Consider the following 22,973-nt stretch of genomic DNA (forward strand, 5'->3'; position numbering starts at 1 on the left):
AAGCAAAAAAAGTACAAGATAAGATAATTTTCATGCTGTTAATGTATGAGGTGTTACTGGCAAAGTCAACAAGCAAGCCAGTTTAAATAGGCATAATGAATAATTATCAGCTCTTGGCTGACTTTTAGATAAAATTTACAAATAGTTTATAAATATGAATAGGGATCTGGTATATTTCAGGTATTAGCTAAAAATAACAACAACTAATATAGTAAGGTTGGCCTGTGGTGTATAGACGCCCTCCATCGCGTTTTGGACTAAATTCGTTAAGTGTAAAGCTGTCGTTGCTTATATCTGCAATATGTTTAATTGCCGGTGTATGTGCTGCCGCACTGATGCTTAAATCAGAAGAAAAACAATTAGTTTTCGAAGAGCATGAAGTACTTAAAAGCTCTACTGAATTACTTACCAGGCAATTTGATACACTAATCAAAACAAAATCAGCTGTTGCCAAACAAGCTAATAATGTAGTGTCGGAGCAGCTATTTAGTGATAGCTCGGCAATCAACTTATCTAACAAAACTCAACTACAATTTAATAGCGACGGCACTATACGCAGTGCATCAAGTGATGGGCTTTCAGCGGCGTTTCTTCCTCAGCAGTATTATTCTCCTTTTTATAAGCGCTTATTTAATAACTCAGAGTCGTTATGGAAAATCATTTCGCCAACCTTAATTCACGACTTTTTTAATTTTTATATGATCACCAAAGACGACTTCATCCGTGTCTCGCCGCCAAACTGGGCGTTAAATGCACCGGCTGAACTTAGAGGCTCTAATGGTGCCACATTTAAATATGTTCAAAGTGATTTAAATCCTAGCAGAGAACCCGTTTGGTCTAAGGTTTATTACGATAAAGTGTGGCATAAATGGGTTATTAGTCTGCTCGTTCCTTTGTATGTTGATAATGAGTTTTTAGGGGTAACCGGCAGTGACATAGATTTAAATACGCTGATCTCATTTCTCCCTGTGGGTGATAAAGAAAAACATTTATTGGTATTTGATAAAAAAGGGCAACTGCTTGCACACCCGAGTCTTAACCCTGCGCTACAAGCAAGCTATGGCAGTAAAGATAAAACAATAACAACAAACGAGTTTGTTAATCCGCAATTGCAAGCCATTATTAATGAAGCAATTACCATGAAATTACCAGAGTATGCTAATTCGTTTGTACAAAACGATGAAGCACACATTATTAATATTCGTAAAATCGATAAATTAGACTGGTATATTGGGGTTTATAAAAAGCGCTCGTCTACGCTCTCTGCTCTGCAAGATTTAAAATTGAAATTTTTTGGCTTATTTGTGCTTTATGCAGTATTGGTTGCCTTGTTGTTACATCAAGCACTTTATCAGTTAGTTCTTCGCAGAATTCATACCTTAGTGCATGCAGTTACCGGCTTTGGTAAAGGGCAGTTATTAACAGAGTTTCCCCCAGAGAATAAAGACGAAATAGGCACCCTAAACGGCTCATTTAGAGATATGACTGTAGAAATTCGTAAGCTCATAGATGGGCTAAATCAGCGAATTACAGAAAAAGAAATTGCCGAGAAAGCTGCAAATAAGCTCTCTAAAGCAGTTGCTTTCTCAGGCACTGGTGTGGTGATCACCGATGAGAGCTTTGTCATAGAATATGTAAATCCCAAAATGCTTGAAATGACAGGCTACCCAGAGAGCCACTTTAACCGTGCGCCGCTGTTAAATATTATCGCATCAGAGATGGCTATTTTGGTTGAAGATATCAATATCGACCTTCGCAGTAGAAACTATTGGCGTGGTGACACCCTAATTCAGGGTAATAATAAGCAGCCAATTTGGGTATCACTAAGTGTTTCTCCTATTCGTGAAGAAGGTGGGGAGATCACCAGTTATGTGGCGTCCGCACAAGACATTTCGTTTGTAAAAGAAAGTCAGCGTAAAATGGAGCAGCTTGCGTACTTTGACACACTAACAGGTTTAGCCAACCGTACCTTTTTTAGAATGCAGTTGCGTAAATCAATGGCTTTGGCTGAGCGCGGCCATTATGCGTTTGCACTTTTTTACTTTGATTTAGATGAATTTAAGCGCATTAACGATACGTTAGGCCATGATGCTGGCGATCAGCTATTAATTGAGGTTGCTAACCGCCTTAAAGCACGCTTACGCGCCGAAGATACTATTGCGCGCCTTGGAGGCGACGAATTTGCGGTATTACTCAGTGGTATTGAAAGCCAAGAGCATGCTAGCGATGTCGCCAATACCATTCAAAAAACGCTCAACGTACCAATAAAACTTGGCAATAATGAGGTTATTGTTAGTGCCAGTATTGGTATTACAATGGCGCCATACGATAGCCTAGAAGAAGACCAGCTTTTAAAACATGCTGATTTAGCAATGTACGAGGCAAAAGCAAAAGGGCGTAATACTTACCATTTTTATAGCCAAGAGCTAAACGCTGCTGCCAATGAAAGGCTCTTTATTGAAAACGAGCTACGCCATGCGATAAAAGAAAAACAGTTTGAAGTTTATTATCAGCCGCAAATAAACTCATTAACACAACACGTGGTTGGTTATGAAGCGTTATTACGTTGGTTCCATCCTATAGAAGGGCTTATATCACCCACCAAGTTTATTCCTATTGCTGAGGCAACAGGGCTCATTGTAGAGCTCGGTGAATGGGTACTACAGCAATCGTGCGAGTTTGCAGTACGTTTAGCTAAAGATGGGCGCGATAACAACGTATCTATTAATTTATCTGCACGTCAGTTTAAAGATGCTAATTTAGTGCCTATGTTGAGCAATATTATTAAGCAAACAGGTGTTAGCGCTAAGCGACTACATTTAGAGCTGACTGAAAGTATGCTAATGGGGAATGTTGAAGCGGCTATTACCCAGTTACATGAACTAAAAGCTCTGGGCATTTCAATTTCTATTGATGATTTTGGTACAGGTTATTCGTCGCTAAGTTACTTAAAACGATTCCCGGTCGACATATTAAAAATTGACCGCTCATTTGTAAAAGATATTCCGACAGACCCTAATGATATGGAAATAACCGCCGCTATTATAGCCATGGCGCAAAAACTTAAATTAGACGTAGTTGCAGAAGGGGTCGAAACCAAAGAGCAAATAGAGTTTTTGCAAAATAATAATTGTTATATTGTGCAGGGATTTTATTACAGTAAACCGGTTGCTGAGCAAGAGCTATCTGCGCTGTACAAAAAACTAAACGATGCGCCGCATAGTGTTAGTAGCAAATAAAAGAGTGCGGGTTTAACCACCCGCAATTTTTACTTTAAATTTAAGGGTTTCTAAAATCCCTTTTAATTTTTCGCGATCATCGCCTTGAACTTCAATAACGCCCTCTTTTACAGCGCCACCTTGGCCCATTTTACTTTTTATAGTTTTAGCTAGCTTTTTTAGATCGTGCGCTTTTGGATCGATCCCCACAACCAACATGACCCCTTTACCTTTTCGCCCCTTAGTTTGGCGCTCTATGCGGATAAAGCCATCTTTAAATAGTTTTGCGGAGGGTTCTTGCTCATCCTTTGGCTGGCTAATTCGGCCCATATCGGTTGAATATACTAAGCGGTTATCACTCATAATTTACCTAAATAAACGTTTTTATTGATGCAGTAAATAATAACAAATTTGCTGGCGAGTGTTTTTATTTTTGCTAAATACTTTTAACAGGTTATATTTAGGTCAAAGGAAATATTATTGGAGTTTATAATGAGTTTAACAAAGAGTTTATCGGTTGATGAAAGTACTTTAACGATACAAATTAAAGGCAAATTCGACTTTAATTTAGTGCAATCATTTCGCCAAGCCTATGCGCAAATTGAGCCTAAAACAAATAAAGTGATTATCGATTTAAGAGAGACCGACTACATGGATAGCTCTGCACTTGGTATGTTGCTTAACATGAAAAAAACCATTGAAAGCCAGGTACAAACAATAGAGATCAGTAATTGTCAGCCTCAGCTTAAAAAAATACTGCAAATATCACGTTTTGATAAGAAGTTTGATATTAACTAATGACCCACGTACTTATTGTTGACGATCAGGCGCTTAATCGCATCCTACTCGAAAAAATGCTGCTTGAAGAAAACTATAAAATATCAATTGCCTTTAACGGCCTAGAAGCACTCGAGGTGTTAGAAAAAGAAGCGATTGATATTGTTTTACTTGATGTACTTATGCCGGTAATGGATGGCTTTGAAGCTGCACAGCTGATTAAGCAGCGGTACAATGACGTTTATTTACCCATTATTTTTATTACCTCGCTTGAAGATCAAAGCAGTTTTGAGCGTTGTTTAGAAGTAGGCGGGGATGACTTTATTCAAAAGCCGTTTGAAAAAGTAATTTTAAACGCAAAAATAAAAGCACATAGCCGGACGCGCGAATTAAGTAAAAAAGCCCATCAGCAAAACACTTTACTTGAGTATCATCGCAATCAAATAGAGCGCGAGCACGAAATAATTGAGCACATTTTCAATAACTCGCTCGAAAACCAAGATAAATTCAAAGATCATTTAGACTTTAGCCTGTCTCCTGCCTCTATGTTTAACGGCGACATGTTTTTAGTCGCGCAAAGCCCAATAGGCAATTTATATTGCATGTTGGGTGATTTTACCGGGCATGGATTAGCGGCCGCTATAGGTGCATTACCAGCATCACGGGTATTTTACACTATGGTGCAAAAAGGGATGGCTGTTAACGATATTGCCTCAGAAATTAATATATTGCTGCATAATTTACTGCCAGAGCACATGTTTTGCGCGGCGACTATTATTGAGCTCAGTGCCTCGGGTAAAAGTATTTCAGCCTGGCTTGGTGGCTTACCCGATGCGTACTTAATAAATACCGATGGTGAAGTAAAGCAAACGCTTGAATCGCAACATATGGCGCTGGGGATTTTAGACAGTGATGAATTTGAATATGAGCTAATTAATTTAGAAGTTGATAAAAACACCCGCTTAGTGCTTTCAACTGACGGCATAATAGAAACTAACAACGACGCCGATATTTTTTATGGGGAGCAACGCTTTTTAGCAGCACTTAAAAGCAAGCCGATGATCAGCAGTCAGCGTGTTATAGATAATGTAAATACCTTTGCCAATGGTAGCGAGCAATTAGACGACTTAAGCTTAGTGCTGCTTAATTGTTTGCCGCTAATCCCAGAGCCTGAGGCCAAAGAGGCGTATTCTAATTTAGCGTTTAACTTTTCACTTAGCTTGAACGCGCAGCAAATTAAATGTACAGACCCTGTTTATGATGTTGTTAATGTATTAAGCAGTGTTGAGGGGCTTAGGTCGCATCGCTCAAATATATTTTTATTGCTATCAGAGGCGTATAACAATGCACTTGACCACGGTGTGTTAGGTCTTGATTCAGACATAAAAAAACAAGACGATGGCTTTTTTAAATACTATGAATTAAGAGAGCAAGCACTGAGCAAAATGAAAGAGGCGATGATTATTATTGATATGCGTTATTGCCCAGATACCTTGTGCTTGTACTTTATTATTTGTGACTCGGGTAGGGGGTTTTCAAGTGACTCTTCGAAACGTACCGAACTCAACGCAGAGTTTGGACGCGGCTTATCGTTACTCGAAGAAGTAGCAGAAAAAGTCACGTATAACGCAAGTGGTAACCAAGTTGAACTGTGTTATAAGTTGCTATAGCTCAAAAAAAATTTCCATGTTATTATCTAAAAAATTTTAGATGTATGGATGGCCAAATGATTTCTTCTTACCTTGATATTGCGCAATTAAATATAGACCCACAATTAATTGCCAAAGAGCTAGAGCAGCTAGAACAGTATATTGCTCAGAGCGCGTTGCCGTCTGTACGTTGGGAGTATCAAATTCCTGAACTCGGTGAAGGCGGTGCATGTAGTTTGTTTGGTTATTTACAAGATGAGCCATTTAAACTTACTGATCACGTGAGCGCGACTTCACAAAACGAGCAAAAACTAGCAAACCTGCAAAATATAGTTAATTACATACAGCAGCAAACACAAGTCGATTGGTATGGTATTTATCAAGCTGTTGACACAGCTCAAGGCCCGCAATTATTAAAGCTGGCGTATCAAGGTGCGCCAAGCCGGCCACTTTTTCCCCTTACTGAAGCATTTGCAGCAGGCAGTAATAATGTTCAAGTTGCGTTGTCTAAGCGCGGACGTGTAATTAACAACGTAGAAAACTATTTAGCACAAGGTGGCGAGTATTATACGTGCGATCCTAAAGTGAAAGCTGAAACCTGTTTACCCTTATTTAATGAGCAACATGAATGCGTCGGTATTATAGATGCAGAGGCATTTAGTAACGACTTTTTTGATAGCCGTACACTGGCTGTATTAGTTGCGTGCTGCATTAAAATTCCTCACTTTCTAGTGTAAATATCACTAGCCAAGAAGGTAAGCTTTTATGTTAAGCTTACTACAACAGCCAACCCCTAATTAATGATAAGAGATAGCTAATGTTCTCAGAATTAAAACCATTACCAACAGATCCTATTCTTGGCCTTATGGCAGCCTATAAACAAGATACAAACCCTAACAAAATTGATTTAGGTGTAGGTGTCTATAAAGATGAGCAAGGCAACACACCGGTATTAAAAGCGGTTAAAAAAGCTGAAGCATTTCGTTTAGAAAACGAAACAAGCAAATCTTACATTGGTTTAGCGGGTAACTTAGACTACTGTCAAAAAATGGAAAACCTATTACTAGGTGAGCACCAAGCACTTTTAGCTAACCGCGTACGTACTGCACAAGCACCAGGTGGTACAGGTGCACTTCGCGTTGCGGCTGAATTTGTTAAGCGCTGCAATAAAGATGCAACGGTGTGGGTAACTACGCCAACATGGGCAAACCACATAAGTTTGTTTGAAGCTGCGGGCTTAAACGTTAAAGAATACCCGTACTACGACTACGAAAACAAAGATTTATTGTTTGACGACATGATCAATACCCTTAAGAAAGTACCAAAAGGGGACATTGTGCTACTTCATGCGTGTTGTCATAACCCAAGTGGTATGGACTTAAACGAGACACAATGGAACACAGTTGCTCAGCTTGCAAAAGAAGTTGGCTTTACACCACTTATTGATATTGCATACCAAGGTTTTGGCTCATCACTTGAAGAAGATGCGCGCGGTTTACGTATTTTGGCTGATGCAGTAGAAGAGCTAATTATTTGTTCATCATGTTCTAAAAACTTTGGCTTATACCGTGAGCGTATTGGTGCGTGTTCAATTATTGCAAAAGACGCTACTACAGCCGATATTTCTAACTCAGTATTATTAAGTGTTGTACGCAGCATTTACTCTATGCCGCCAGCGCACGGCGCCGACATTGTAAACACTATTTTAAGCAGCACAGAGCTTACACAAATGTGGCACAGTGAGCTTGATGAAATGCGTAACCGTATTAATGGACTGCGTAGCCTAATTAAAGAAAGCTTAGCTGCAAAAGATATTGCACAAGACTTCTCATTTATCGAGCGCCAACATGGTATGTTTTCTTTCTTAGGCATTAATAAAGAGCAAATTGCTCGCCTTCAAAAAGAGTACGGTATTTATATTGTTGGTTCTAGTCGTGTTAACGTAGCCGGTATTAGTGATACAAATATTGAATACTTTGCAAACGCTGTAGCTGACGTTTGTAAATAAATCATCTGCTAAATAGCAAAAAACCGCACTAACCTAAAGGTTGTGCGGTTTTTTTGTAATTTATACCAATTCGCAATAATACTTAATCATTTTTAGGGGTTAAGTGTGTCGCTATTTGCGTTAAAAAATTCTTATTTACGACTGCATGGATGCAGAAAGTAGAGCAATGCAGGCGCAATTGCCGAGAACAACTAAATAGCGAATTTTTTGCCTTGCTATCAACACGCTTTTCCATCCTCAAAATAGATCACTTAATGATGCGGATTGGTATTAAAATGAGTTTAGCTTTCAATTAAATCTTCAACACCAACAATCAGCCATGGCGCATCATTTGATGTTGAGCGCTCAAGGTGCCAAATTTCTAAAATTGGCTCTTCTTTTTTGTCACCTAAATCACGGTACTTACCTTTAAAGCGAACACTTACTTGCCAAGCACTCGCTGTTATATCGGCGCGTACTAGCTCGGCATCTATAAACATCACTTCAGTGTCTACACTTTCAATCGCTTCGCGTTCTGCTTTAAATTCTTGTGCTAACTCTGGGCTTAGGTATTCAGCCATCGTTGTATAATCAGCATTGTTCCATGCAACTTGTAGCGTATGGTAATGGCTACGCGCACCTTGTAAAAAGCCATTTACGTCAAAATTGGGTGGTAAGTTATAAGGCACCTGTTCTGCGTTTGCGCTTTGCTGAGCAAAACCATTATTAAGCGGCTGCTCAGGTGGAGCGTGTTTAAACGCATTTTGCCCCATAGTATTACCAGCAAGTTGCGGGGGTTGTTTAGCGCGTATAAAGCCCATAACAAGCTTAAATATAATAAACGCAACTCCAGCTAATAAAATCATTTCCAATAGCTGAAACCCTTCAAAATTATCACCTAACATTGCTGCAATTAATCCACCGGCTAAAAGTCCACCTAGTACACCCGCCATTATGCCTTTTTTGTTCGACTTAGCTTTTGTAGCCGGGGCTTGTGTTGTCGTGTCAGCTTTTTGCTTTTGTGCGGTTTGTTGAGTTGTTGGGGTTTTACCGCGTTTGCTACTACCAAATTTTTTACGTGCATGTACATCAAAACTGGCAGTACAAAGTAGTGCTAGTAATGAAAATATAACGATGAAGTTCTTCATGAAATTCCTTAATTTAAATCGAGCAGGAATTATAATTTACTTTGCTGTAGAACTTAATAAATTACTTTTAAAATCAACGTGAGCGAGTGATAAGTAAGCAGCGATAGTTATTTATAGGCACAAAAAAAGCGCTTATATCAGCGCTTTTATAATCACATCGAGGTTATAGCCAACGAATAGCATTGGTAACACGCTCGTTGTATACATTAATCGGCGCGCCGGTATTAGCCACTAAAATAGTATCGGCTTTTTCGCCTCGATTAATATGACCTGCAAAGCGAGAATCATGAAAATCATCTTCGCCAAACCCAAATGACTTATTCTCAGAAGGAACAATAAAGACCGTCATTGGGCCAAAGTCCGACTCAAAAATTAAGTGCAGACCTTTTTCACCTTTAAAGTCGCAAAACATTGCATAAGTAATCTTACCTGGTAGCTCTTCTATGTGAGCGCCTAGCAATGCAAGCTTATCGTTAACGCTTTGTAGGCTAATAGCACTGGTTTTTTCAAGGGCGTTAATTTCATGGTAAACATGGGTTAAGGCATGTTCGCCGGCTTCATGGGCAATGTGCTGCTCTGTACTAAAAAAGAATGCACCAATAGCTACAAAAAAAGACGCGGCTAATGCCAAGTGAACACGGTCCAATTTAAAGCGTGAGCGTGCATCTACAACGTTACCCCCAGTTGCTTGCTCTTCTTGCATCGCTTTTTCTTTTAACGAGGTGTTTAAAAGAATACGCTCAGCAAGGTTTTCAGGCACAGGCACATCTAACGCCTCTTGAATTTGTTTATCAAAGTCTTTCATATCATTTATAAAGTTTTGTCTCTCAGAGCTCTGTTGTGCAAACTCTAAAAGCTCCTTTTCTAAATCGTTTGGCTGCGCAATAGTGCGTCGACGAAACTCAAGTTCATCCATTATTTTGATGCCCCTTTAAGTTGTTCATCATCACGGCTTAAAGCCTCTTTAAGTTGGTTTCTGGCACGGTATAAACGGGTCATAACCGTGTTTTTATTTAAATCGAGAATTTCAGCTATTTCTTCCCCAGAGCACCCCATAACAACTTGTAGAAGTAAAGGTTCTCTGTATTCGTCAGATAACAGCGCAATTTGGCGCTGGATAACTGTCTGCTCCATTTCATCATCTAACGAATGACTGGTTTCATCGACAAGTGTATCGTTTTCTACATCGCTGTAGTCAAATTGCTTCCGCTCAAAGCGACGAGCATTTTCTCTACGCAAAATAGTGAGAAGCCAAGGCTTGGCTGCTTTTTGATCCAATAAAGAGTCGAGCGAGCGCCAAGCACGTAAAAACGTTTCTTGTACTAAATCATCAGCTATGTGTGGGTCACGGCATAACCAATAAGCAAAGCGATAAAGCTCCTTATTATATACATGGACCAAGGCTTCATAGCGCTTTTGTTTCTCTGCCATATCAACTAAGACCTGATTATTTAATTTTTTCTTTCCAAGCATAATTACTTTTTTTAGTTAAAATTTATCATTTAATGCATGTAAAGACCTGAACTTATCAAGTTTATTAATAAAGGTCTTTTAATACAGCTTGTTGCGACTTTGTACGTTGAGCTTGGTGCTGCTCAATCATGTTAATAATAGCATTAAGATCGATACTTGCACTGCTATTAGCATAAAGAGCTGATTGTAAACGGTTAACCTGTGCCGCCAGTTCATCATTATTGATGTTGTGTATTAACGTGTTTATTGCTGCCACTTTTTTGCCCGTAAGCTTAATCGCCACCTCATTTAGTTCGTTATAAAATGCATTGAGATTATTTGTTTTAGCTGCATTTTTAAGCGCGCTTAATGAAAGCGGTTGGGCTTTATTTACCGATACACTGGTATTTTTTGGCTCATTTTTAGTAGAACGGCTTAACCAATAAAAAATTGCAGTAATAATCCATAAAATATAACCAAGTACTGCAACAATAACTAACCACAGCGGTGTTTTATCTTGTGCAGGTTGAAAGGGGGGAGTTGATGCAGCTAAATTATCAGCTGTAGCAGGTTGTAAATTAGGTTCATTAGGCGCAGCCGAATTAGTATTTGCTAAAGGCTGGGTATTTGCCTGCGCACCGCCTGTTACGGTTATTGTACGTTTAGGCAAAGTTGCATAGCTGATGCGCTGCATTTTGGTGTTATACCAAGGTACGGTTATTTCAGGCAATGTATAGGTGCCCGCTTTTTGCGGTAATAAAGCAAACGACGCAGTTTGCTGAGATACTACGCGGCCATTTCTAACGGCGTTATTAGTTTCAACATCATCTGGGTAACTACGAATACCCTCAATGGTATTCATGTTGATTTCTGGCAGCTGCTCTTTAGTTACACCTAGGGCGGTTAGTGTAATTGTACGGGTGATAGGGGTACCAACTTCTACAGTGTTTTCTTCAGGTTGCCATTGCTCATCAATATTAACTAACTCACTTGGTAGCCATGCGCCTTTATAATTTGCCGGAATAGGTTTTATTTCAAGTTGCTGATCATCCCCTAAAGCCGACACTTCTAATTGGCGATAGTTTTGCTGTACTCGTCCTTGAAAAGTAGGGCCAACAATGGTGTATACACCACTTTTTTGCGGTTGTAGTAAATACTCTCGGGTGATGACTAAATAGCGCTTACCATCAACCAGTTCATAACTTTCTGTTTGCTTACCAAGTTGTGTAAGCTGTGCATCCTCCATACTTGGCGTGCTTAAGCTGCCATCAAGTAACTCTTTAGCAAGGTAAAGCTTTATAGTGTAAACACCGGCTTCTTGAACAAATAACGAGTTGTTAGATAGCTCAGTTTTTAAAAATATATCGTTATTTTTGTCTGCATCGGCTGCACGCTTAGCTACTTTTAACTTAATTGGTTGTGAGCTTAAACCGGCCACGGTAAAGGCTGGAATGGTGTATTCGCCCTCATTACGGGTCATTAACTTAACAGACCAGGTTGTTTGCTTATTAATACTGCCATTTATAATATTGGTGCGCGTACTTAAACTTGTTGGGCCAACGACAAAGTCTTTGAGTAACACCGAGGTGTCGGGTTGCTCACTTTTTATTGTGTCGTCAACTGAAATGTTAAGCATAAAAAATTCGCCAGCAAGTACTGGGTTTTTATCTACACTTGCTTCTAATTTGGTGGCGGCCCATGATGGCATCGCACTTAATAGCAATAAACAGCAAAATAATCGCATTACCATGATTTTTCTACTCCTGTAGGGCGACGTTGATATTGTCTTTTTTGGGCTTCTAATTGCATTTTATTCCGTAATAAAATTGCCGGGTCGTCCGGTACTTTTCTTAATAACTGGTTAAGCTGCTGCGCTTTTTCTTTCTCTTCGTTGGTGAGCTCACGGGTTTGTGCTTGCGCGGCTTGTTGCTCGGCGTTTTGCTTCTGCTCATCTGTTAACGTTTGCTGCTGCGCTGCTTGTGGCTGAGCATTTTGAGCCTGTTCTTCGTTTGTTTGCTCAGGCTGTTTTTGCTCTTGATTAGCCTCTGGCTGAGTTTGTAGTTCTGGCTCGTTTTGTTTATCTGATTGTGAACCTGAGTCAGCACTTTGTTGGTCTTGCTCAGTGTTAGACTCATCACTTGGTTCACCTTGCTGATCTTGCGATTGCTCGCCTTTACTTTGCTCTGATTGAGAATCGCTATTTTCACCTTGTTGGCTTTGGTCAGGTTGCTGATTGTTTTGCTGCTCATTTTGATCAGATTGCTGCTGGTTGTCTTGCGAATCCCCTTCTTGCTGTTGCTGTTGTTGCTCGAGCAATTGCTCAACCAAAGCTTGGTTATCAGCGGCTTCACTAAAGTTAGGTTGTAGCGTTTGTGCTTGTTTATAAGCATCTATGGCTTGTTCAAGCTGTCCTGATTTGGCAAGCGCGTTGGCATAGTTATAAAAACCAGCGGCTGATTTATCTTTACTAAAGGCTTCTCGTGCGGCATCAAAATTACCTTGTTGGTACAACGCGGCCCCTTTTAAACTGCTTGAGTCGGCATTGGCGGCCTGCTCAAAGTCTTTATTTTTATAAGCATCAAGCGCTTGCTGATCAGTATTTTTAAAAAAGGAGGGGAGCTCTAATGCACTTGCCTGCTGGGTTGGCAAAACGCTGAGTACTAAAAAGGCTCCTACAAATGCTGCACTTCTAAATAAATAAAGGCCTAGGGGCAGCAAAATAAGTAACCCATAAATACCTGCGTCTATACGCCACAGGACATGGCTTTGTTTTTCATCTTTTAATAACTCAGTATTGGCACTTGGTGCAAAAGTGGCTATGTCACTGCTGCTTGGTTGGTAAAGGGCAAATTTTCCTCCACTGCGGGTCGCTAGGCTTTTTAAGCGGCTTATGTTAATGGTGGGAATGACTATTTGACCGTAGCTGTCTTTTAAAAAACCGCCTTCAGGTAATTTAATTGGCGCGCCTTGCTCTGTGCCTACGCCATAAATATTTAGCCGATAAGGGGCGTTACTGGTAAAGCTAGTAATATCGCTTTGCTCTTCTTGGTCTATGCCATCGGTAACTAATATGATATCGCCATCAATATAGCCTGCTTGCGTTAAAAGTTCCTTTGCCATATCAAGGCCAGCTAAAACATTCGAGCCTTTATCAGGCATAATGTCGGGGCTTAAACTCGGAATTAAGTTGCTAAGTGTAGTGGCATCGTTTGTGAGTGGCGAAATGATATAGGCACTTCCAGCATAGGCAACTAAAGCCGTGTCGCCTTCTTTAAACAGCTCAATCATATCGAGAGCTTTAAAGCGCGATTGCATTAAACGGTTTGGTACTATATCGGTACTGTACATTGAGTACGACATATCCATTACAATCACCCGAGCACTTTTACTTTGAAATACAGGGACCTGTTTTTCTTCAAAGCTAGGGCCCGCACTAAAAATAATCGCTAAACAGCAAAATACAGCGACCAGCCAAAGTGGTTGGCTGGCTTTAGTGTTTGACTCGCTCATAATAAATTGCGCCAAATGAGGGGCTATTAGATTATCTGCACTTTGTTTTTTATGCTTAATAAAGGCTATAAAAAACAATGCAAGTGCTGGTATTAAAAGCCACAAAACAGCAGGGCGAATAAATTCGAAATCCATTAGTTAGGCTCCTTTAATGCACGTAAGGTGCTTAACATTATTTTTAAACTAATGAGTAAAATAGCAATAAGCAGTGGGTAATAAAACAATGAGCTTTGCGGGCGAAATGTTTGCTCATCTGCGCTAATTGGCTCTAACTTATCAAGCTCAGCGTAAATTTGCTGAAGGCCCGCTACATCTTTGGCTCTAAAATATAACCCACCAGTTTGATTAGCAATGTCTTTTAACAAGCTTTCATCTAAGCTGCCCCCACTCATACCACCCATATTAAATAGGCTAAAGCCGCGGGGGTTATCTGAGCCAACACCTATGGTATATACTTTTATGCCTTCTTCACGGGCAAGGAGTAGGGCATCTTCAGGTTTTAAATTACCTGCGGTGTTTTGGCCATCGGTTAATAGCACTACAATACGGTTACTTTTATCTTTATTAGCAAAACGTTTTACCGATAAGCCTAGCGCATCGCCAATAGCCGTGGCACGCCCAACTAAGCCTATTTGAGACTCGCTGAGCATTTTACTTACGGTTTTAACATCGCGAGTCAGTGGCGTTTGTAAAAATGCGGTGTCGCCAAATAATATCAGGCCTAACCTGTCGCCTTGGCGCTGCTCTATAAAGTCACTCAATACGGCTTTTACCATAGTGAGACGGTCAACATATTGGCCGTTGTAGGCCATGTCTTGTTCGGTCATTGAGCCAGATAAATCAACCGCAAGCATGATATCGCGCCCTTCATTAGGTAATGAAATAGGCTCATCTAACCATGTTGGATTTGCAGCCGCTGTCACCAGTAATAACCATAAAACCCATTCAAAAGCACTTAACTTGCGTGCGCCTTGTTCAAGGTTGTGCATGGTTAAGTTGTGTTTGGCAAAGCTAGGGATACGAAGGCGTGTTTGTGCGCTAGTTGCAGCCGGTTTTAATAATAAAAGTAATAAAGGCAGAGGTAGTAATAAAAACAACCATGGCCAGCTAAATTCAAACATGCACTGGCTCCTTTAGCTTAAATTGCTTTATGCCTAGGCGTAATTTTTCGTTAAGCGCGTCATTGGTGTGTTCGGCATTATAAAGGCTGAGTATTTCTTGTTCGCTAAAGCTTAAGCCGGTTAACGCATTAAGCGTATTGCACCAATTAGTTGTAGATTGTGCAGCTAGGCGTTTATCGTAATACTCTATTACTAAGCGCTTTAAAATAATATGAAGCGTTTGCGCGCTTTGCTCTTTGTGGCTTAAATCGATTGCGTAGCGCTTGGGCTTTTTAAAATTATAATTTTTGTAAAACCAAAAAGCAGCTGCGCAGATTGCTATAAATAGGACCGTAATAATAACCCACCAAGCAGGGGCGAGTGGCCACCAACTTACTTGGCTTGGTGCTATTATGTCGTGCAGGCCGTCGAGTGGATTGGGTTGCATGGTTATTTTCTCACTAATTGCAGTTCAAGTGGGCTGGCTGCATTGAATGATATTAAATTAAGGCCTGATTTAGTTAAGCGATTTAGACGCGTGCTAAATGAGAGTTCGGCATTTTTTGCAAAGCGTTCTCTAAAACTGTTATCCATAAGCGGCAACGCAAAATCTTGGCCGTTGGCATTAACAGTGACAGTGTTTTTAAACGCAGGGAGCTGATGCTCAAACGGATCACTTATATGACAGCCTATTAATTCGCAGTGGCGGCTTAAAATTTCTAATTGCTTAAAGCTTGCATCATCTAAGGCATTAAAGTCAGAGACTAAATACACTAAGCTGCCAGGTTTAGCTAAGTGGTTAAGGCGTTTTAAATTATCGCTAAAGTTGTTAGAGGCTTGTTTGTCTATATTGTTAAGTGCTTGCTGGTGGTTGTCGCATAGGTTATGGCAAAGTTTAAGAACGGCTTTTTCGCGTGCGCTGGGTTTTAGCTCTAAATGCGAGTGCTGGTTAAACACAATGCCACCAATTCTATCCCCGCGTTGACACGCTGACCACGCAACTAGCGCACTAATGTGCGCAGCCTGTACCGACTTAAGCAGCAACTTTGAACCAAATAGCATAGAGTTTGAAAAATCAGTAAATACAAAAACAGGGCGCTCTTTTTCTTCTTGAAAAAGCTTTGTATGGGTTTCACCGGTACGCGCTGTTACTCGCCAGTCAATAGAGCGAATATCATCGCCTTGCTGGTAATGGCGTACTTCGGCAAACTCCATGCCTCGGCCTTTGTGTGGCGCAAGGTATTGCCCTGTTAAACTGTTTTTAATTTTAACTTTTGGTGCAAGCTCGAGTAACTGCGCTTTGGCTTTGTAATACATCAGCTCTTTTAGCGCTAAATTTACACCGTGGCTGTGGCTTTCTTTAAGCCACGCCTGAGGGTCTAATTGTTTTTGCATAACTTAAGGTACGGCTACAAGTTCAACAATTCGGCTTATTACCAGATCTTTAGTAATGCCATCGGCCTGTGCTTCGTAGCTTAAAATAATACGGTGGCGCAGTACATTGTGTACAACGGCTTGAATGTCATCAGGAGCGACAAAATCGCGACCATGTAACCAAGCGTGAGCACGGGCACATTTATCCAGTGCAATGGTGGCACGTGGGCTTGCGCCAAACTCAATCCAACGACCAAGTTGTTCATCAAATTTAGCGCCTTCACGAGTGGCAATAATAAGCTGTACTAAATATTGCTCAAGCGGCTCGGCTAAATACAACCCTAAAATAGCTTGGCGAGCGGCAAATAAGTCGCTTTGGGGGATTTGCTGCATTACCGCTTGGTGTTCATTAAGCGCTTCACCACGGGTTAACCGCAGTATATCTAGCTCGTGCTCTGCACCTGGGTAATCAATGCTTAAATGTAATAAAAAGCGGTCAAGCTGTGCCTCTGGTAGTGGGTAAGTCCCTTCTTGCTCAAGCGGGTTTTGAGTTGCCATTACCATAAATAAATCGCTCAGCGGGTAGGTGTTTTTACCAACCGTTACCTGGCGCTCCGCCATGGCTTCTAGTAGCGCTGATTGTACCTTTGCTGGGGCACGGTTAATTTCGTCGGCTAAAATAAGGTTATGAAAAAGTGGGCCTTTTTCAAACACAAATTCGCTAGTTTGTTGGCGGTAAATATCGGTACCGGTTACATCGGCAGGTAATAAATCAGGCGTAAATTGTACGCGCTGAAACGAGCCTTCAATCCCTTTAGCGAGCGCATTTACAGCACGCGTTTTTGCAAGCCCAGGCGGGCCTTCTACCAATAAATGGCCATCAGCTAAAATGGCAATAAGGAGTGCTTGAGTAAGCTCTGGCTGGCCAATAATTTGTGTATCTAAGTACGTTTTTAATTGTTTGAATGCGTTAGCTGCCATAATAAATAGACTTCCTCGTCAGCTTGGTTTGTACCTAATTTATTTTAGGTGATTAATACTGACCTAGTTATAAGGTTTATAAGTGAGTAACTCAAGAGTTAGACTGTATTTTTAAAAATAGTTCGTTATTTTTTAACGGTTTTTAGCGTACCACAAAACTTTGTAAAAACGCGCAAAAAAGCCTATTGTGGTAGTCGATATTAAGCACTATGTGTATATATACCTTTAGTGCTTTTGTATAAATTTGTGTTTATCTATTGGCTTTAGCACACGGGTTGTTTAGAATCGAGGAAAACAAACAGGTCAGACCTGTCAGCGGGAGAGCATAAATGTCTGAGCAAAACATACTAAAAACACCAAAGGGCGACCGTATTGCCATCGTTAGCGGCTTGCGTACACCTTTTGCAAAACAAGCAACAGCGTTTCACCATGTACCAGCCCTTGATATGGGTAAGCTGGTGGTTAACGAAATGCTTGAACGATTAAATTTCGACAAGTCAGAAATCGATCAACTTGTATTTGGTCAAGTAGTGCAAATGCCAGAAGCGCCAAATATTGCACGTGAAATTGTATTGGGTACGGGTATGCCAGTTGGTGTAGACGCGTATTCTGTATCGCGCGCTTGTGCTACCAGCTTTCAGGCCATTGCTAATGTAGCTGAGTCTATTATGGCAGGCTCTGTAAATGTAGGTATTGCCGGTGGCGCCGACTCATCTTCAGTGTTACCTATTGGTGTAAGTAAAAAATTGGCAGGCAGCTTAGTTGATTTAAACAAAGCACGTACATTAGGCCAGCGTTTACAAATTTTTTCAAAACTGCGTTTAAAAGATCTATTACCAGTACCGCCTGCGGTTGCTGAATACTCAACAGGCCTTTCAATGGGGCAAACTGCTGAGCAAATGGCTAAAACACATAACATAAGCCGTGAAGATCAAGATGCACTTGCCCATCGCTCGCATTCACTTGCAACCCAAGCATGGGCCGATGGCAAGTTAAAAGACGAAGTAATGACAGCGCACTTACCGCCATACAAAAGCTTTATTGAAGAAGATAATAACATTCGTAAAAACTCTACCGTTGAAGGCTACGCTAAGCTTAAACCGGTATTTGATCGCCAACATGGCTCAGTTACCGCGGCAAATGCGACACCATTGACCGATGGTGCAGCAGCGGTACTGATGATGAGCGAAAGCAAAGCAAAAGCACTAGGCTACGAAATTTTAGGTTATGTACGCAGCTTTGCGTTTTCGGCAATTGGTGTAGAACAAGATATGCTAATGGGCCCTGCACATTCAACGCCTATCGCACTTGATAGGGCAGGTATTACGCTTGCTGATTTAGATTTAATTGAAATGCACGAAGCATTTGCAGCACAAGCGCTGGCTAACATGAAAATGTTTGCATCAGATAAGTTTGCGCAAGAAAAACTTGGTCGTAGCAAAGCAATTGGCGAAATTAACATGGATAAGTTTAACGTTAACGGCGGCTCTTTAGCATATGGTCACCCATTTGCTGCAACAGGTGCTCGCTTAATTACGCAAAGCTTACACGAGCTTAAACGTCGTGGTGGCGGTTTAGCATTAACAACAGCGTGTGCTGCTGGTGGTTTAGGTGCAGCCTTTGTATTGGAGAGCGCGTAATGACAGATTCAGTATTTAATTTAACGGTAGATGAAAACAAAATTGCCGTCGTAACCATTGATGTGCCGGGTGAAAAAATGAACACCCTGCGCGACTCATTCGCTGATGACTTAAAAGCTTTACTTGAAGAAGCAAAACAAGAGTCAGTAAAGGGTATGGTATTTATAAGTGGTAAAAGCGATAACTTTATCGCGGGCGCTGATGTAAAAATGCTTGATAGCGTGCAAAAGCGTGAAGATGCTTTAGCAATCAGTGAGCTTTGTCATCAAGCCTTTTTTGATATGAAAAAACTACCTTATACAACTGTAAGTGCAATACATGGTGCGGCGCTTGGTGGTGGTTTAGAGTTTGCTTTAGCCTGTGATTACCGCGTAGGCACAGATAGCGATATTACTAAAGTAGGCCTTCCTGAAGTACAACTTGGTTTATTGCCAGGTGGCGGCGGTACGCAACGTTTAACTAAAATTGTAGGCATTCAAAAAGCACTCGAATGGATGCTAACAGGTAAGCAAATTCGTCCTAAGCAAGCTAAAAAAGCGGGCGTATTAGACGACGTTGTGCCACAAAGTGTATTGTTAAAAGTCGCTAAAGAATTTGCAGCTAAGAAAAAGCCACAAGATAAAGAGCCCAAGCTAGATAAAGTAAGCAAGTTATTAGAGTCAAACCCGTTTGGCCGTAACTTTATCTTTAAAAAGGCGAAAGAAAACGTACTTAAAAAAACAGGCGGACATTACCCTGCACCGCTTGCAATTATCAAGGCTGTGCGTGCAAGCGTAGAGCTTGATAAATTAAAAGCATACAAAACAGAGGCTGAAGGTTTTGCAACACTTGTAATGAGTGATGAATCTAAAGCGCTTCGTAGTATTTTCTTTGCAACCACTGAAATGAAAAAAGAGTGGCGCAACGACGATGCGCCGGCTATTAGTAAAACAGCCGTTTTAGGTGGTGGCTTAATGGGTGCTGGTATTGCGCATGTAAGCGCAGTAAAAGCTAAAGTACCTGTGCGTATTAAAGATGTAGCAGAGCAGGGCATTAGTAATGCCATGAACTACACCTACAAAATTTTAGATAAGCGCCTTAAGCGCCGTATTATGTCTAAAGCTGAGATGCAGTTAACCATGAACCGTATTACCGGTACAACTGACTACAGTGGCTTTAAACACATTGATTTAGTAGTAGAAGCTGTATTTGAAGACCTAGCCTTAAAGCAAGGTATGGTTGCTGATATAGAGCAGCAATGTCAAAGCAATACTATTTTTGCTAGTAACACGTCATCACTGCCTATTTCACAAATAGCAGCACAGGCGCAACGTCCAGAAAACGTGATTGGCTTACACTACTTCTCGCCAGTTGAAAAAATGCCACTAGTGGAAATTATTCCACACGAAGGGACTTCACAAGAGACTATTGCGCGCGTAGTTAACTTTGCTCGCAAGCAAGGTAAAACGCCAATAGTGGTAAAAGACATGGCTGGTTTTTACGTAAACCGTATTTTAGCACCTTATGTAAATGAAGCGGCTAATTTAATGCTTGCCGGTGAGCCAATTGAAAAAATAGATGCAGCGCTTGTAGAATTTGGTTTCCCTGTGGGGCCACTTGCTTTACTTGACGAAGTAGGGATTGATATAGGCTCTAAAATTGCCCCAATTCTTGAAAAAGAACTAGGTGAGCGATTTAAAGCGCCAGATGCATTTTCTCGTATGATTGATTCAAAACGCCTAGGCCGTAAAACGGGTCGTGGTTTTTATGAGTACGATAAAAAGAGCAAAAAAGTTGACGAGTCAGTGTATGAGCTATTAGGTGTGACACCTGCTCCGCGTTTAAATAAAAGCGAAATTGCTAAGCGTTGTGTATCTCAAATGCTTAATGAAGCCGTACGTTGTTTAGACGATGGCATTATTGCAAGCCCACGTGATGGCGACATTGGCGCTATATTTGGCATTGGCTTCCCACCATTTTTAGGTGGACCGTTTAGCTACATGGATAAACTTGGCGCAAGTAAAGTAAGCTCTGACATGTCTACCTTAGCAAACAGCAATGCGAACTTTGCTCCGTGCGATACGTTAGTCGCAATGGCAAACTCAGGCGCTACATTTTACAATGTGCAAACAGCCATTGATGAGCCAAGCACTGCGATAATCGAAGAGCAAGTAATACAGGCTGAATCTTCTGATAAGCAAAATGAAGAAAGCGTAGCAGAGTCGCCAAAACAAGACTCTTAATAGCTTCTTTTGTAAAAACCGCATTTATATGCGGTTTTTTCATGCCTGCTAGCTGCGTATATACAAAGTATGTTAGCGTAACTATAAGCAGGTAAGAGGTAAATCATTATGCAGTTGTTTACAGCACGATTGGCAATGCGCCCACTTCAAAGCAGTGATTGGCCATTATTTTTGCAGTTACATCAAAATTCAACCGTGATCCGTTATTGCTACGATATGCCAAGTGAAGCGTTTGTACGCAGCCGCTTTGAACAACGTTTAAAAAACTGGGATAGCACTTCAACTCACCCACTTTGCCTTGTGGTATTTAATAAGCATTCAAATGAGCCCATGGGTGTTACGGGGTTTACGTACGAATTAGAGCAAGCTGAGCTGGGCTATTTGTTTTTACCCGCCTATTTTAATCAAGGCTTTGCCAGTGAATCATTGCGTGCCGTGATTGAGTGGGCGTGGCAACAATGCGGTATTACACAGTTTAAAGCCGTGGTTACAAAGGGGAATATAGGGTCTGAAAAGGTTCTACAAAAGTGTGGATTAACGTTAACTGGTATTAATACGCAAGCGCATACTATTAACAATACACGTTATGATGATTTGATATACACATTAAAATTGTAGCAAATAGGGCTAGCAAGCTAGCCCATGAAGGTGGGTTTTATAGATGTGCTTCAATAGCTTTACGGTCTTTTTCTGGCATATTTTCAACCACTAATTTGAAAGAATTATCGATCATTCTTTCAATCTCGCCTTGTGGAATAGAGCCATCTAAAATAACCGTATTCCAAAGCCGCTTGTTCATATGATAGCCAGGGATCACCGCGGGGAAAGTATCTCTTAATTCAAGTGCCTCATCAGGATCACACTTTAAATTAAGCCACCAAATAGGATCTCCATCATCATTAACGTCTCCATCATTACCTAAGGCAAGGGTGGCAAACATTTTATGATTTACTTTATAAACATCAACCTCTTGAGCAAATGGCTTAGTCACTTGCACCAAGGGCTTCTTTACTAAATACTCATGTACTGTGTTTTGGTCCATGATCCAATCCTTGAAGTCATACTCGGTAGAAATACAATAGCAGTTTTTTTATGTTTTGATTATAGCTTTTTAAATTTAAATTAAAAATTTGCAAGTTAATACAAGGTGTAGGCGCAAAAGTAGCGTATTTTTAGTTGAACAATACCCAGTTCGTGGTATGTTTCTGGCAATCAAAAAAATAATAGGAAAACCCCATGCCAAAGGCGAGTGACGTTAAAAAAGGAACCGCGATTGAGTTTAATAACCGTGTGTTGGTAGTTAAAGATATTGTACGTTCAGTACCACAAGGCCGTGCAGGCGGCAGTTTGTACCGTATGCGTTTATACGATGTAGTAACAGGCGCAAAGGTAGACGAAACATTCAAAGACAGCGACATGCTAACCCTAGCTGATTTAACCCGCCGTGAAGCAATGCTTTCGTACATTGATGGCGATGAATACGTGTTTATGGATAATGAAGACTACACGCCTTACAACTTAAACAAAGAGGTGATTGCAGAAGAAATTCAATTCGTTAACGAAGAAACGCAAGGCGTACACGTTATTGTGATTGATGGAGCACCTGTAGGTTTAGATTTGCCATCAAGCGTAGAGCTGGTTGTTGAAGAAACAGACCCATCAATCAAAGGCGCTTCTGCAAGTGCACGCTCTAAGCCTGCACGTTTAACAACGGGTTTAACTATTTCTGTACCTGAGCATATTTCTACGGGTGACCGTATCCGTATTAATACAGTTGAGCACAAATTTATGGGCCGCGCCGAGAAGTAAACTTTAAGGTATTATAAGGTTGGCGTTATACCAGCCTTATAATACGCAACCCCCAACAGCATAGTGCATGCCTAGCTCCCATAAAGTCTAAGGGGGTAATTACAGC

Annotated in this window: 20 protein-coding genes; 9 read left to right on the top strand and 11 right to left on the bottom strand. The window is 40.8% G+C overall.

The features are described 5' to 3' along the window. The first annotated feature begins 224 nt into the window (after positions 1-224). Entirely contained in the window at positions 225-3,239 is a 3,015-nt protein-coding gene (locus tag QUE46_RS05215) for an EAL domain-containing protein (RefSeq protein WP_286246506.1), read from the top strand. A gap of 12 nt (positions 3,240-3,251) precedes the next feature. Here QUE46_RS05215 and QUE46_RS05220 read toward each other — a convergent pair whose 3' ends face one another. After that, a complete protein-coding gene (locus tag QUE46_RS05220; protein WP_286246507.1) occupies positions 3,252-3,581 on the bottom strand; it encodes a stress response translation initiation inhibitor YciH in 330 nt (109 codons plus the stop codon). A 129-nt stretch (positions 3,582-3,710) separates the two neighbouring features. On the opposite strand from QUE46_RS05220, the gene QUE46_RS05225 reads away from it, so the two are divergent. The 4 genes from QUE46_RS05225 to QUE46_RS05240 all read left to right on the top strand — a co-directional run bounded on the left by QUE46_RS05225 (position 3,711) and on the right by QUE46_RS05240 (position 7,652). Then, positions 3,711-4,016 (top strand): STAS domain-containing protein, encoded by a 306-nt coding sequence (locus QUE46_RS05225; protein ID WP_004587319.1) that lies wholly within the window; start codon positions 3,711-3,713, stop codon positions 4,014-4,016. After that, positions 4,016-5,665, top strand: coding sequence for a SpoIIE family protein phosphatase (locus QUE46_RS05230; protein ID WP_286246508.1), 1,650 nt, complete (start codon positions 4,016-4,018; stop codon positions 5,663-5,665). Before QUE46_RS05225 ends, QUE46_RS05230 begins: the two co-directional genes overlap by 1 nt. Before the next feature lie 56 nt (positions 5,666-5,721). Next, the gene (locus tag QUE46_RS05235; RefSeq protein ID WP_286246509.1) at positions 5,722-6,381 is read left to right on the top strand and encodes a GAF domain-containing protein; all 660 of its coding nucleotides are present in this window, start codon (positions 5,722-5,724) and stop codon (positions 6,379-6,381) included. Between the two features lie 80 nt (positions 6,382-6,461). Beyond that, positions 6,462-7,652 (top strand): amino acid aminotransferase, encoded by a 1,191-nt coding sequence (locus QUE46_RS05240; RefSeq protein ID WP_286246510.1) that lies wholly within the window; start codon positions 6,462-6,464, stop codon positions 7,650-7,652. A 281-nt stretch (positions 7,653-7,933) separates the two neighbouring features. On the opposite strand, the gene QUE46_RS05245 is transcribed toward QUE46_RS05240, so the two are convergent. From QUE46_RS05245 to QUE46_RS05285, 9 genes are all read right to left on the bottom strand, one after another. Continuing rightward, positions 7,934-8,779 carry a Tim44 domain-containing protein gene (locus QUE46_RS05245; RefSeq protein ID WP_286246511.1) on the bottom strand — a complete coding sequence of 282 codons (846 nt, stop codon included), beginning with the start codon at positions 8,777-8,779 and terminating at the stop codon, positions 7,934-7,936. 163 nt (positions 8,780-8,942) lie between these two features. Continuing rightward, positions 8,943-9,695 (bottom strand): DUF3379 family protein, encoded by a 753-nt coding sequence (locus QUE46_RS05250; protein WP_286246512.1) that lies wholly within the window; start codon positions 9,693-9,695, stop codon positions 8,943-8,945. Further along, on the bottom strand, positions 9,695-10,252 hold the full coding sequence (locus QUE46_RS05255; protein ID WP_104643071.1) for a sigma-70 family RNA polymerase sigma factor: 558 nt from the start codon (positions 10,250-10,252) through the stop codon (positions 9,695-9,697). The genes QUE46_RS05250 and QUE46_RS05255 overlap by 1 nt, the downstream gene beginning before the upstream one ends. A 64-nt stretch (positions 10,253-10,316) precedes the next feature. Further along, the gene (locus QUE46_RS05260; protein ID WP_286246514.1) at positions 10,317-11,981 is read right to left on the bottom strand and encodes a BatD family protein; all 1,665 of its coding nucleotides are present in this window, start codon (positions 11,979-11,981) and stop codon (positions 10,317-10,319) included. Further along, positions 11,975-13,876, bottom strand: a complete 1,902-nt coding sequence (locus QUE46_RS05265; protein WP_286246515.1) for a VWA domain-containing protein — start codon at positions 13,874-13,876, stop codon at positions 11,975-11,977. Before QUE46_RS05265 ends, QUE46_RS05260 begins: the two co-directional genes overlap by 7 nt. Beyond that, positions 13,876-14,862 (bottom strand): VWA domain-containing protein, encoded by a 987-nt coding sequence (locus QUE46_RS05270; RefSeq protein ID WP_286246516.1) that lies wholly within the window; start codon positions 14,860-14,862, stop codon positions 13,876-13,878. Before QUE46_RS05270 ends, QUE46_RS05265 begins: the two co-directional genes overlap by 1 nt. Then, positions 14,855-15,289: a DUF4381 domain-containing protein gene (locus QUE46_RS05275; RefSeq protein WP_286246517.1), complete on the bottom strand. Its 435-nt coding sequence runs from the start codon at positions 15,287-15,289 to the stop codon at positions 14,855-14,857. The genes QUE46_RS05270 and QUE46_RS05275 overlap by 8 nt, the downstream gene beginning before the upstream one ends. Positions 15,290-15,291: 2 nt before the next feature. Further along, positions 15,292-16,236, bottom strand: a complete 945-nt coding sequence (locus tag QUE46_RS05280) for a DUF58 domain-containing protein (RefSeq protein WP_286246518.1) — start codon at positions 16,234-16,236, stop codon at positions 15,292-15,294. A 3-nt stretch (positions 16,237-16,239) separates the two neighbouring features. Continuing rightward, positions 16,240-17,196, bottom strand: coding sequence for a MoxR family ATPase (locus QUE46_RS05285; protein WP_286246519.1), 957 nt, complete (start codon positions 17,194-17,196; stop codon positions 16,240-16,242). A 329-nt stretch (positions 17,197-17,525) separates the two neighbouring features. On the opposite strand from QUE46_RS05285, the gene fadI reads away from it, so the two are divergent. The 3 genes from fadI to QUE46_RS05300 all read left to right on the top strand — a co-directional run bounded on the left by fadI (position 17,526) and on the right by QUE46_RS05300 (position 21,676). Then, positions 17,526-18,836, top strand: coding sequence for an acetyl-CoA C-acyltransferase FadI (gene fadI / locus QUE46_RS05290; RefSeq protein WP_286246520.1), 1,311 nt, complete (start codon positions 17,526-17,528; stop codon positions 18,834-18,836). Next, entirely contained in the window at positions 18,836-21,058 is a 2,223-nt protein-coding gene (fadJ, locus tag QUE46_RS05295; RefSeq protein ID WP_286246521.1) for a fatty acid oxidation complex subunit alpha FadJ, read from the top strand. The genes fadI and fadJ overlap by 1 nt, the downstream gene beginning before the upstream one ends. Positions 21,059-21,166: 108 nt before the next feature. After that, positions 21,167-21,676 (top strand): GNAT family N-acetyltransferase, encoded by a 510-nt coding sequence (locus tag QUE46_RS05300; RefSeq protein WP_286246522.1) that lies wholly within the window; start codon positions 21,167-21,169, stop codon positions 21,674-21,676. A 37-nt stretch (positions 21,677-21,713) separates the two neighbouring features. Here the strand turns inward: QUE46_RS05300 and QUE46_RS05305 are convergent, their stop codons facing one another. Continuing rightward, a complete protein-coding gene (locus QUE46_RS05305) occupies positions 21,714-22,100 on the bottom strand; it encodes an MmcQ/YjbR family DNA-binding protein (protein WP_286246523.1) in 387 nt (128 codons plus the stop codon). 194 nt (positions 22,101-22,294) lie between these two features. Here QUE46_RS05305 and yeiP point away from each other — a divergent pair, with 194 nt between their 5' ends. Continuing rightward, positions 22,295-22,867: an elongation factor P-like protein YeiP gene (gene yeiP, locus QUE46_RS05310; RefSeq protein ID WP_286246524.1), complete on the top strand. Its 573-nt coding sequence runs from the start codon at positions 22,295-22,297 to the stop codon at positions 22,865-22,867. Positions 22,868-22,973 lie beyond the last annotated feature (106 nt).

Source organism: Pseudoalteromonas sp. MM1 (genome assembly GCF_030296835.1).
In the GTDB taxonomy this organism is placed as follows: Bacteria; Pseudomonadota; Gammaproteobacteria; order Enterobacterales; family Alteromonadaceae; genus Pseudoalteromonas.